This window comes from Ruegeria profundi, assembly GCF_020171505.1.
Classification (GTDB): Bacteria; Pseudomonadota; Alphaproteobacteria; order Rhodobacterales; family Rhodobacteraceae; genus Ruegeria; species Ruegeria profundi.
This window is the reverse complement of the sequence record NZ_JAIUZS010000003.1, coordinates 612,790-624,873: the sequence shown is the minus strand read 5'-3', so window position 1 is coordinate 624,873 and position 12,084 is coordinate 612,790. Positions and strand designations below refer to the sequence as shown.

Annotated in this window: 10 protein-coding genes; 1 reads left to right on the top strand and 9 read right to left on the bottom strand. The window is 55.5% G+C overall.

Going from position 1 to position 12,084, the window contains the following annotated elements:
* Window positions 1–4: 4 nt before the first annotated feature.
* Window positions 5–313 (bottom strand): hypothetical protein, encoded by a 309-nt coding sequence (locus tag LCM21_RS08990; RefSeq protein WP_157769940.1) that lies wholly within the window; start codon window positions 311–313, stop codon window positions 5–7.
* An 80-nt stretch (window positions 314–393) separates the two neighbouring features.
* Complete coding sequence (locus LCM21_RS08985) at window positions 394–2,295, bottom strand: hypothetical protein (protein WP_224890299.1); 1,902 nt, start codon at window positions 2,293–2,295, stop codon at window positions 394–396.
* 338 nt (window positions 2,296–2,633) lie between these two features.
* On the opposite strand from LCM21_RS08985, the gene LCM21_RS08980 reads away from it, so the two are divergent.
* A complete protein-coding gene (locus LCM21_RS08980) occupies window positions 2,634–3,611 on the top strand; it encodes a radical SAM protein (protein WP_319003908.1) in 978 nt (325 codons plus the stop codon).
* Between the two features lie 3 nt (window positions 3,612–3,614).
* Here LCM21_RS08980 and LCM21_RS08975 read toward each other — a convergent pair whose 3' ends face one another.
* The 7 genes from LCM21_RS08975 to LCM21_RS08945 all read right to left on the bottom strand — a co-directional run bounded on the left by LCM21_RS08975 (window position 3,615) and on the right by LCM21_RS08945 (window position 12,066).
* Window positions 3,615–5,027: a radical SAM/SPASM domain-containing protein gene (locus LCM21_RS08975; protein ID WP_224890298.1), complete on the bottom strand. Its 1,413-nt coding sequence runs from the start codon at window positions 5,025–5,027 to the stop codon at window positions 3,615–3,617.
* An 872-nt stretch (window positions 5,028–5,899) separates the two neighbouring features.
* Window positions 5,900–6,442, bottom strand: coding sequence for an isopentenyl-diphosphate Delta-isomerase (gene idi, locus LCM21_RS08970; RefSeq protein WP_224890297.1), 543 nt, complete (start codon window positions 6,440–6,442; stop codon window positions 5,900–5,902).
* Entirely contained in the window at window positions 6,439–7,617 is a 1,179-nt protein-coding gene (locus LCM21_RS08965) for a geranylgeranyl diphosphate reductase (protein ID WP_224890296.1), read from the bottom strand. Before LCM21_RS08965 ends, idi begins: the two co-directional genes overlap by 4 nt.
* A 2-nt stretch (window positions 7,618–7,619) precedes the next feature.
* Window positions 7,620–8,912: a BCD family MFS transporter gene (locus LCM21_RS08960; RefSeq protein ID WP_224890295.1), complete on the bottom strand. Its 1,293-nt coding sequence runs from the start codon at window positions 8,910–8,912 to the stop codon at window positions 7,620–7,622.
* Entirely contained in the window at window positions 8,909–9,817 is a 909-nt protein-coding gene (gene chlG / locus LCM21_RS08955; protein ID WP_224890294.1) for a chlorophyll synthase ChlG, read from the bottom strand. Before chlG ends, LCM21_RS08960 begins: the two co-directional genes overlap by 4 nt.
* Window positions 9,818–9,863: 46 nt before the next feature.
* Window positions 9,864–11,282, bottom strand: coding sequence for a transcriptional regulator PpsR (gene ppsR, locus LCM21_RS08950; RefSeq protein WP_224890293.1), 1,419 nt, complete (start codon window positions 11,280–11,282; stop codon window positions 9,864–9,866).
* Between the two features lies 1 nt (window position 11,283).
* Complete coding sequence (locus LCM21_RS08945) at window positions 11,284–12,066, bottom strand: cobalamin B12-binding domain-containing protein (RefSeq protein ID WP_224890292.1); 783 nt, start codon at window positions 12,064–12,066, stop codon at window positions 11,284–11,286.
* Window positions 12,067–12,084: the final 18 nt, after the last annotated feature.

Here is a 12,084-nt window from a genome sequence, read left to right as displayed (position 1 = left end):
AGGACTAGTGTGTCAGCTCGTTGTCAGCCGCCGTATCGCTTGCATTAACCGCTGGGCTGGCCGTGTAGCCAAAGTTCAAATTCCCCGCGGAGGCGGCATCGTAGAAATTTCGCAACTCGACCGACAGCTCATCCTCACCAGCAAGCAATTCCGGGTTTCGTTCAAGGTAGGACCGCAGCGCCTGGGTGTCGTTGGCGGACAGCAACTGATCTATGACAAGCAACTGCTCAAGCGTGATTTCAGCTCGCGCGCCGTGCGTCGTCGCCAGAAACAGCAGAGCAGTTACAATGCCCATGAGCCTGCTATTGGTCATATAGAAAAACCCTATCGATACTTGTTAACAATATTTCCACTTTACTTCGGAACATCACATTCAAAAATAGAATAGCGTATTTAGTTGGCTGTTGTCCTGAGTTTTTTCAGAACCTGACTTCTGAGACGGGTGACTGACGCGTTTGTTGGCGCGCTTCGGCTGGGGCTTGAGGCCGTGCGTTTCACCGGTGCAGGACCAGCCCCTTCGCCAGCCAAATACAACTCGACCACCCCGCTTGGTGTTTTTGAGTTTGAGCCGGTGAAATCCCGCAGCAACGCGCCCGCAGCTTCTGCAAGCGCCGCAGCCTGCGCCGCATCCTGCTGGTGGTAAAATCGCACATTGGATTGCGACACCCTGTAACCAACGCGGGCTGTGCCGCTCAATTCATGGCCCGTGTTTTTTAAATCAGCCACAACCGCCGCTACCGCGTCTTCTGACAGTTGGTTCGGCGCGTACAGTCTGAATGCTGCGCTTGTACCGACAGGTGCGTTATCGAGTGGTTCAACGATTTCAATAGAAAGGGCCGCTGGTTCTGACGGCTTCTCTTCCTGCTCCAACGGGTTTGGTCGCAGGGTAAGTGCGCGCGGCTGAAAGGCCGGTGGGCTGAGCGCCACGTCGTCAAGCAAGACCGAAGGATCAGATGCCGCCGCTATCAATTCACCAGTCACAGGTGCGACCGACACAGGCAGGTCTGGCGAACGAACCCCAACTTGCAATAGCGCCAACGCCGCGTTGCTCAAACGGGCGGGCGATTGCGGTAAAGCAAGCTCTGCAAGCACGTTTGGCGCGCGCTGTCTGGGAACAGTCGGGACGACCGAGACAGTGATTGGCTCAAAATCGGTAGAATTTTCAAATGTCGGCGCAAGTGCTGAGACGAAAAACTCCGGCGTGTATTCATATGGAAGGAAGCTGGGGTTTGCTTCTCGTCTGGGCAGATAGCCGGGGCCTCCCACAGGCATCAGCGGTTGCTCCAGCGCTGGGACATAAGAAAGCACACTTGGCGCGGCGCTTGCGGGGTTCGTTGGCAAGGTTGCCTCGGTCCCCCCTGCCAGACCCGACAATGGCGGTGCCAGAGCTGCAAGGCTGTCCAGATCGTCAGACTCAGCCAATGCGTCTTCAATATCCGGTGGGTTTGTTGGCCCCGTGTCAAACAAATCCGCGGAAACGACCTGATCACCCGTACCCGCAAACAGATCAGATTGCAGTGTTTCTGTTTGCAGACCGTCCTGCAATGGGACCGGTTCTGCCAGCTCAGACCCGGTTGCCCCCGATCCTGCCAATTCCGGCGCGTCTGACGAGCGCCCCCCGGTCATCATAAGGATAACAGAAGACGAAACGGCCGCGCCGATCACACATCCTAATGCGATCAAACCCAATTTAACCTTACGGCGCGCACGCTGATGGTCTTCCAATCTTTGAGCAAGCTTTTTCGAAATGCGGTGGTCAACTTCTTCGGGGGACAGCCTGAGGCTATATTCAGTGTCCTGCTGCTCGCTTTCCTGTTGGTTTAGGCCGTCTGCGGTTGCAGCATCTTCTTTGGGTTGGGGAGACGGAGCTGCGCTCTGGTCGGGTTCTGCTGCACTGTTTTGCGGCGGCGCAGATGCGTTTTCCGGGGCTTTGCCAGTCGCGCCGCCCGCAGATTCGGTGTTTTGGCCGGGATTTACCGACTCACCCCTTCGCCGAATAAACTCGGCGTTTCGCTGTTGCCGGGCTTGTTCCAGACTTTCTGACCACGGCTTTTGTGCGGCTTTAGCTTGCTCACCTATGGTTGATTGCGCAGCCTTGCCTTGATCCGGTTTTGCTGTTTGAGGCGTCCTACCTTTCGAAGTATCCGTCGAGCGCTTTATCTCTTGCTCTAACCGAGCCTTTTCAAGCACTTTCTGCCATTCTGGAGACTGAACAAAATCGTAGATATCCGCCGTTTTACCGGCGTTCTTCCTGGCAACTTCAGGTCGAGCTTTTGGGCCGTTAGCCTTCGTCATAAATTTCCCCCGACTGTCCGCCTTGGTAAGCTTTAAGCCGTTGTAAATTAGGCAAACTGAATACGCCTAAATGTCATAAATTCAAAAATTTTATGTATATATTATAAAAAGAGGTGCATACGAAAACAAGTCAACGGCGCTGACCTCGTATTATGATCACGCAAGCATCCCCCATCGGCCGGAACTCTGATGCGTTGCAACCGAAAAAAGTCGCGCGCACCACTCGGCAAACATTTTGTCCGGGAACGGAATTCAAGCTAGACTGAGATCATTGGTAAGTGCCACAGGCTCGCGCTTGGGTCGGAGGCTGCGACATCATAAACAGTGACCGGATTTTTATGGAAGCTATTCAAAACGAAGAAGCTATTCAAAACGAAAATGACGTTTTTACTCTGATCGAACACTCCGATCCCATGTATGGAAAGATCGTTGTGGTGGACTGGATGTTGGGCAATTCCTGCAGTTATGCATGCAGCTATTGTCCAAAATCGTTGCATGATGGATCAGTCAAGTGGCAGAAGACCAGTGATATTTTTCATCTGTACCATCAGATGAGGGAACACTACGTGACTGAAAGAGACAAGATTGTCTGGCTTCAGTTCACCGGTGGTGAGCCCACGATGCATCCCCGCATCATCGATTTGCTGCGCCACGCGTCCGGGATGGATTTCAAAGTCAGCCTGATCAGCAATGCATCGCGTACGCTTCGGTTCTGGGAAAAGATAAGTGATTGTTTGAACAGCGTTATCCTGACCTATCACGCCGAGTTTGCTAAGCTGAACCACTTTATCCAAGTGGCTGGGATGATGGCAGACCGCATAAGCGTTCATATCAATGTGACGATGCACCCGGATCGTTTTGACCAAATACTTCAAGATGCCCAGGAACTGCGCGCTGCGCTGCCGGCAGCGTCGATATCGTTGAAGCCGTTGCGGCAGGAATTTGGATCGCAACTCTATGATTACACAGATGACCAGTTGCGGGTGCTGTCGAAGGGCTTGCCGTCAAAACTGGCACCGGTTGGAGAAAAGCCGAGGTCATTGATGCGCGCAACCACGCGGTCCGGACACAGTGAAACAATGCCACCGAACGAATTCATTATCAGGGGCATGAATCGTTGGCGGGGGTACCAGTGTAATGTCGGACTGGAATCTCTGCGCGTCAGAGGAAATGGCCAGGTTATGCGGGGGGTCTGCGGTGTCGGCGGTGTGATCGGGTATTTGGGTGAAGACATTGATCTTCCATCCGATCCAATTCGATGCACCAAAGACTATTGTTCGTGTTTGGCAGACATTCTGATTCGCAAAGAGATATAACACCTAGATTGAGTTCAAGCTGCCAAGGTCCACGCCGCTCCACGCCAAGCGCTCGTCTGAAAGGACAGCCAACAGGTCTTCGTGCTCAGGATGATCGGATGAGCACACATCCTGATTTTTGAACTCCTGCGGCGTAACATGCCCCCAATTGCGCAGCCTTAGAAAGTAAATCCCATCTGCGTTCATTTCATGAGCGAGGTCAGCAAATGCGGGCATCTCTCTGAAGTTTGCGGCCTGAACAACGAAATCAAAGCGCAGTGTATCGATATCTCCACGCGCGTTCAGGTCCCCGAGGAAGCGCAGGTTCTTCTTGAGCGTGGCAAAGTCACCACCTCGGCGAAGCACGCTGTAGGTGTCGGGTTCCGCGGCGTCAATCGACACCCAAACCGACGAAACGCGGCCCCAAAGACCAAGATCGTTCCATGCCCTTTCATTGGCCAGCAAACCGTTTGTGTGCAGTTGAATGCGTCGGCCAGGCTGACCCGCTGCGGTCAGTTGCGCCAGGACATGACGGAAATGCCTGCTGCCAAACGGATCACCGGAACCAGTCACTTTGATTTTCTTCGCCTTACTGACAAGGGGCAGAAGGCGCTCTTCAAAAACTTTGTTCAGACGTTCCGTGTTTTTATGCGGCAGATTGATCAGCTTGGTGCGGCAACTTGGGCAAGAAATATTACAGGACCGGTCATGAGACAGGATGACCCTATCTGGACCCTTCTCTAACTCCAGTTTTGCGTCTTGTGTTTCCGGGGTGCGTGCTGGCAGCCTGCGACCGGCGATTTGTGGACAATGCCATCGGCTGCAATGTGAAAAGTCGCCGTCACGGACCGATCGCCTGATTTCACGCGCACGGTCGGAGTTCCAGAACCCACCCTCGTCCGCAGTTTCCAAGCGCCCGATTGGGACGGGTTGCCATGCCGAGCAACAAAAATGCACCTCACCATTGACCCGCGTTTCCATCTCGCGAAACGGTGCGGGACATGTTCGCGTCTGAAGCCAGCGGTCAGCTTCCGTTTCCAGATCCCGCGATGTCTCGCGGGCGGCATCAATAAGCCGCTGCGCCATCAGATCGTGATGATCGCGGCTGACAACCTCGCGCCCAAGCGTTTCGGTTGCCTGCCACTGCCCCCGCTGCAGTTCTAGCCAACCGGCCACGAGTAGTGTGAAAATCGTCTGCTCTGACACGTTCTCCGATACCTGCGTCAGCAGCAGATCAACAAAAGCCTGACTATTGTTTTGCCGGATGTCCTCTGCGCATTCGATCACCAAATCTTTGGCATGCGCGTCAGGCCCATCCAAAAGCCTGCGCCGCCGAAGATATGCTGCGTTCTTGTCCGACAAGGACTGGATGATCGCAGAGCAGTCCGCGCCATCGGTGCCAGAAAGAAACCCGGTGTCGTTTTGAAAATAAGCCATCGCAGCTATCATAGTGACATACCACGGCATCAAATCAAGCCTGCGTCCCAAGGTGCATTCATCGGCTGAAACAATATCTAAGCCATTTGAGTTGAACGGTTCTCACCTGCGCGGGTCGAAAGAGCACTTCAGCTCTCTTGTCGACGGGACGCGCGTGTTTGGCGATTTCGCTCTGCTCGCGCAGTAGCAACACCTTGGATAGGGTGACAGCATCGATCAGATGAATAATTCGAAAATCTGGCATGTCGTTAAGCCCACGGCGAGCATTCCCTTGTTCTTATCAGCAGTTGTAGTTCGGTCTTTTCGGCTGGATTTGGCTATTGTGGACTGGATGCAAGCGACACCGCGCTACCGGTCACTTACACGGAGAAAACTGAGGCAACTCAATTTGCGCTATTTGACCGCGCGGCGCGTATCCCGAAGGACGTCGAGGCGGTCTATGCCAAGATGCCCAAGAAACAGGGAGGGGTATTGTTGTCAGTCGCACATCTTTCGCGCCCTTCGGGGCCGCGCGAAATGCCCTAATGATCATGGCCGACGTTGAGCATGTACCTGCAAAAGTCGAAACGGAAACCCAGTTATCCGTGACCAGCCGAATATGGGCCTCAAGATCCTGCGCAACCATTCCAGGTTTCTGCTACCTGACATGGACCCAAACGCCAATGCAAATCGCAAGCCGATCTCGCGCGGGCTGTATTGACCCCTATTGACCAAGCACCGCACCAAACGCGCAGCTTTGTCCGGGATACGCTTTATGTCTCACCGCATTTTGCCGTTTTGGATTGTTGGTGGACAAACTTTGGAAAACCTCGGTCATCTCGGGCCGGCGGCGGATGCTGTACAACCCAAAATCCGAATAACCAAAGATTGTTTCATGGAGACAGGCCAGCCATCAGTGCCGGCCCCAGAATTGCCGACGCGTGGTGGTCCAAATAGATTCTCAACCACGGAGTGAACTTCTCCGGTTCGTGCGCAATCTCTGCACTCAAGTCGTTTAGGTGGACCCAGCGATGGGCTGAGACCTCCTCTGGGTTTGGGCAGATTGTTGTGTCCACAGCGGCCTCAGCGCGGAAAACATCAACAACCTCATGTTCGATCAGCCCCTGCCCCACGTCGGCACGGTATTCAAGCGCTGTCGAATACTCAGCCGAAAGGCCCGTGATCCCCATCTCTTCGCTCAGACGCCGGATAGCGCAGGTTTTGGGGTCTTCTCCCCATTGTGGATGCGTACAACAGGTATTCGCCCACAAACCCGGCGTGTGATATTTGCCTGCGGCTCGCTGCTGCAGCAACAGATTTGGACCGCGCAAGACAAAGACGGATACTGCTTTGTGGCGTAGGCCAAGTTGATGCACCTTCAGCTTTTCGACGGGTTTTAACGTGCCGTCGACCCAGGCAGGGATCATCATGGTCATACGTATTCCGCTCTGACCAGACCGGTCAGATGCGCCAGATTTTTCAATCCGATACGCAGATGCGCCATCGGCCGCGCCTTGACAAGTTTCTTGTTCATATAAGCCTCGAACGTCAGACGCTGCACATCAATGTCATGACACAGCGAGACAAACCTCTCACGTCGATCGTCCGAGCGGTAATAGGCATTCTGCATCGATGCCAGCACGCGAAAGACCGTCTTATGCTCTTTCAGGAACAACCGCCGCGCAAGTTTCAGGTCAGCAGCCTTACCCGAGGCCAAACAGGCCTGTGCTGCCGTGGCCGCGACCGTACCGCCGACCATGGCATAGTAGATACCTTCGCCCGAGCTCGGGGCGACAACGCCTGCCGCGTCCCCAGCCAGAACAACATCGCGCCCATTGTCCCACCGCTCCAACGGCTTGAGAGGGATCGGCGCGCCTTCGTGACGGATTGTACGACACTCTCCCAAACCAGACGCGAAGCGCAAATCTTTGGTGGCCTTTTTCAGATCGAACCCGTTGATGCCGGTGCCCATACCAACGCTGGCGGTCCGACCGTGCGGAAACACCCAGCCGTAAAAATCAGGCGAGATCGCACCGTCATAGACCACGTCGCACCGGGTTGGGTCATAGGCATTCACCGCCTCTGGCGCTTCGATGATCTCATGATAGGCGATCACATAGGGGATGGTGTCGCCACCGGGCACCTCGGCCCGTGCAACATCTGATCGCGCGCCGTCAGCCCCTATGATCAAACGGGTGGGCAGTGTGCGTTCTTCGCGTGTTTGCTTATCCCGATAGATGACCTTGGGTCCAGCCTCATCCCGTTCGATCCTAAGGAATGTTCCCGTGCAACGGTCTGCCCCGGCTGATTGCGCACGGCCCCGCAGGTACTCGTCAAAATGCTCCCGGTCCACCATGCCGACAAAGCCGTTTTCGATGGCAATATCCACCTGTCGGCCGGTTGGGGAAATCATGCGCGCCGTGTTGATCTTGGCCACCAGCTGCGCGTCAGGGATGTTGTAATCCTCGATCAGGCGCGGCGGGATGGCGCCGCCGCAGGGTTTGATCCGCCCGTCCCGATCCAGCATACAGACCTTGTGGCCCGCTTTTGCCAGATCCTCGGCGGCTGTTGCCCCGGCGGGGCCTCCTCCGACAACGACGACATCATACATGGCTATTCTCCCGCAACGATACGCGTTTCGCGCCGTGTTTCGTGAATGACTTGTGCAGCCAGAATGGCAGCGGCTACGAACAGTGCGGCTTCGGCCAGAAGAACGGCCCCGAATGCGGTTGCATCCGGCATCACCGACCGGAACAAGTCAGCGGCCGCTGCGCCGACCAAACCTCCGAACCCGGCGGCAATGGCTTGCGCTGCGCCCCACAAACCCATGCGCGTCCCTTCCTGCCCTTGGGCTTTTTCACCGGCAAGCTCCATCATTGCGCCGATCGCCGCGACGGCAAACATGCCGTTGAAAAACCCAAGCACCACCACCGCAAGTACAAGCGGAGCTTCCGGCCCTACCTGGCCCATTGCACTGATCGCGCCCAAACTAGCCGCAGAGCCTAGGCACCCTGCCACGACCCATCCGCGCAGCGATCCGATTTTCAGGCCGGTAACCGCAATACCAACTGACAGCATGCCCAGGAAAACTCCGCCATTCTGCGCGCCGGAAAGCGACGTGGACTCACCCGGCGTGAACCCGAAGACCAAACCGGCATAGGGTTCGAGGATCAATTCCTGCATGAAGAAAGCAGTCATCGACAGAAACACAAATACAGTGAACCGCCGCGCAGCGTCGTTTGCCCAGACCTCGCGCAACGCTGCGCGGAAACGGGGTTTTGCGGCCGATGGCTGGGCGGAGACTCCGACCTCAACACGCCAGACGGCAAGAGAGGTCAGCACCACAGCACCTGCCCCGACCAGGCCCACGATGATCAACAGCCGCCTTGGGCTATACGGATCAAGCATCGCACCAACCGAGGCCGCGGTGATCGCGATACCGGCGATCATCATCAGCCATGTGATCGTCGCGGCCGCTGCGCGGCGACGCGGTTCTGTTGTTGTGGCCAATAAGGCCAGCAGCGACGTGCCGGATGCACCTACACCCAGCCCAATAGCCGTGTAGGACAGGATGGACAGTGTCAATGCAGCCCAAAAGCTTTGATTAAACAATGGGATACCAAAAGCCGCACCCAAAGCGCCAAGCGCGAGAATGGCCATTCCTCGGACAATCCAAGGGGTCCGCCGACCGGTTGCATCCGACAAGACGCCCCAATGAGGGCGAGAGATCTGGATGCCGTAGTGCAGCCCCACCAACAGGCCCGGTAGAATTGCAGGTAAAGCCAGCTCTACTACCATCAACCGGTTCAGCGTCGAGGTGGTCAGAACAACGATACTGCCCAAACACATCTGCACCAGACCCAGACGCACAATTCCAATCCACGAGAGGTTTTTGCCGCGGGTCATAGTGCGGCCTCCAATCCACGCAGGCCAAAGGCTGCGATCATCATACCACTGACATATAGGGAAACGCCCGTTCCATTATACCACGGGGCACGCGCCTTTGGGGCTTGCAAGAGAACCCGCATGGCCAAGACCTGCCCAATCAACGCCGCGAATATGGCCACTGCAAAGACTGGTTTTCCCCACAAGAACAGCAACGCAATGACCGCAATCTGCGGGACAATCATCACCACACAGGCCAAACGTGCAGCGCGATCCGGGCCCAACGTGACCGGTAGCGAATTAATTCCCAGCTGACGATCCCCCTCCAAGGCTTTGAAATCATTCAAGGTCATGATCCCATGTGCCCCAAACGCGTAAAGAGCAGCGATACCGACAACCTGAAGCGACGGTGCCCCAGCGGACAGGATGGCCGCGCCTGTAAACCAAGGCAGGCCCTCATAACACAACGCCACAAGTCCCGGCCCCCACCAGCCTGATCTTTTCAATCGCACAGGCTCGGCTGAATAGGCCCAAGCCGCCAGAACACCGAAGACGGTGGCGCCAAATCCCCACGGACCCAACTGCCAGCCAACGGCCAAGGCCAGCACGCTCATTGCGATGGCGATCCACGCACCCCACAATCCGGGGATGCGGCCCGATGGAATTGGGCGATGCGGTTCGTTTATCTTGTCAACATGGCGGTCGCACCAGTCATTCGCAGCCTGGCTCATCCCACAGACAATTGGTCCCGCGAGGATCAATCCCAACGCAATCAGTCCCACGTTTCCAGTCAGCGCACCGCCCGAGGATACAACTCCGCACAGGAACGCCCACATCGGTGGAAACCATGTAATTGGCTTGATCAACTCAAGGGCAGCCAGAGGTTGCGGCCACGAGGACATTTGTAAATTTGAATTTGCGCTCATGTGTCAATCTTGATTGACAACTTGAGTCGATGCAAGAAAAACGCGGCTAATGGCCGTCCTGTTTTTCCTGAATACCAAGCTTGTGCAGCTTGACGTAAAGACTTTGACGCGAAAGCCCCAGCATCTCGGCTGCGGCGGCACGGTTGTTGCCCGTTAACTCAATTGCCGTTTCGATGCAGATACGTTCAATAACATCTGTTGTCTGGGATACGATGTCTTTCAGATGGGCCGATCCAACCAGATCCACAACATCCTCGCCCGCCATGTTTGAACTTCCCTGCGCAGGCGTACGCATTGCCTCGGACCGCGTCGCGTCGCGGATCACAAAGGCCACCGTCGGAGTGGAGCGTTTATTCAGATAGGACACCGAAACTTCGGCAGCCGTCCACACCCCAACATCATTGCAGAACTTGGTCGAATAAGCGGACATTCGACCCGTCTTAATGGCGTTGTCCAACATCACATTCAGGTCGATCTGGCCGCGCGACATATACTCGGCCAAGCTTGTCCCGCGCACGTCAACATGATGCGCAAAGTCCACCAGCCTCATAAACGCATCATTCGCCGACTGAACGACCCCGTTACTGTCGGTAAACACAATCGCCTCGGGTCCATGGCGGAACAGGCGCACCAAATTATCCGAAAGCTTGTCGCTGGCATGTTCTTCGGATGTGCCGGCCTCTAACCGACAGATCAGCATACGCGCTCCGCCAGCGCGAAAGCTGATTGGTGTGATCGTGACCTCGTTGCGGGTACGTTTGGTTTGTATGGTGACCTCGGCATCCACTTCGGACAATGCGAGGGCCAGAATGTTCTGAACAAACTCGGCGCGCCCGCGATCCTTGAACTCATTTGCAAAGGGCTGTCCCTGCAACTGGTCCTTTGCCGCACCCAAAATATGCGCGGCAGCATCGTTCAAATCCCGAATCCGACCATCCGCGACAGACACCAGAACAAACGCCTCGCGCGCGACTGACATCAACATGCGGTAACGCGCATCATACTCGCGCCGCTCTTCATATCCCTGCTCAAGCGCGAATTGGGCCTGAACCAATTGTTGTTGAGTTTCAGCGACTTGCCGCAGATCGCGCCCCAACATCAAAATGGCCCGCTCGCTGTGGCCGACCGGATGGATCGAATACCGAACAGGATATTGCCACACCACTTTGTCGCGATGGTTCAGCTCGACACGCTGAACTTTTTCATCCCGCGAGCTTCGCTCAAGTATGCGGTCTAGTTTGGGAATACACTCTTCGGTCAGAAAATTTGTAAGCTTTTTGCCGATCCAATGATCCAGGCTGCCATACGGAGATCCGGTTTCATTGACCAAGGCGGCCTTGACCACGCCTTCCGGATCCACAATCAACGCGATGTCAGATGCCTCGGACAGAACGCCGGACAAAAACTCTGGCTCGATCATCGGCAATGCCGCGATCTGCCAGGGGTTTGGCTTACCGGAAGTCATTTTATTGAGCCGCCAGCGGTTCCGTAGAACTCCTGGCATTTGTCAGACCAGCAAGAGCGACCTCAAAATCGGATGTTACTAAATCCGCCCCTGTACTTACTGAAGTCAACTTCACTTGCTTTTCTATCGCCCCGCCGATGACCAGTCGTGGCGGCTGGTCTATTTCTGATCGAATACGTGTTATGAAATGCACAGCATTGTCAAGAGCCTGACTTCCCGCGCAAGAAATTAGGACCGCATCGAACGCGCCCCGCTTGATGCAGGCGATGGCCTCTTTCGGCGTAGCGCCCCCCAGCAATTGAACCGAACAGCCCATCCGCCGCAATTGTGATGCAGCGACAACGGACCCGATCATGTGCTGCTCACCCGGTGCAATGACAACCAGAATGGTGGGTTGCCCAGTGCGGCGCGGGCGCATCTCCCATGTTTCGGAAAGAGCCTTGCAAATTGCATATAAGCGCGAGGACGCCAACGTAACATTGGCAAAGCTCGCTTCGTCATCCACCCATGCCTGACCTGCGCGACAGGCGGCTTCGGGGATGCAAACATCGATTATTTCAGACGAAGACACACCGGTTTCCTCCAGAAAACAAAGTGTTTCTTCAAACGAGAACGGAACCGGGGAAATGACGTGCGCATAGAGCCAATCCGTTATCGAGCCTAAATTCAGAGACGACGGATTCTGCGGATGAGAGTCCAATGATTTCAGCACCCGCTTTGCAAATGCTTCCAGTTGATTTTGATTCAGCGGTCGACTGCCTTCAAACGGATCGACTGGGGGCATTGGATTATCCAATCCTTG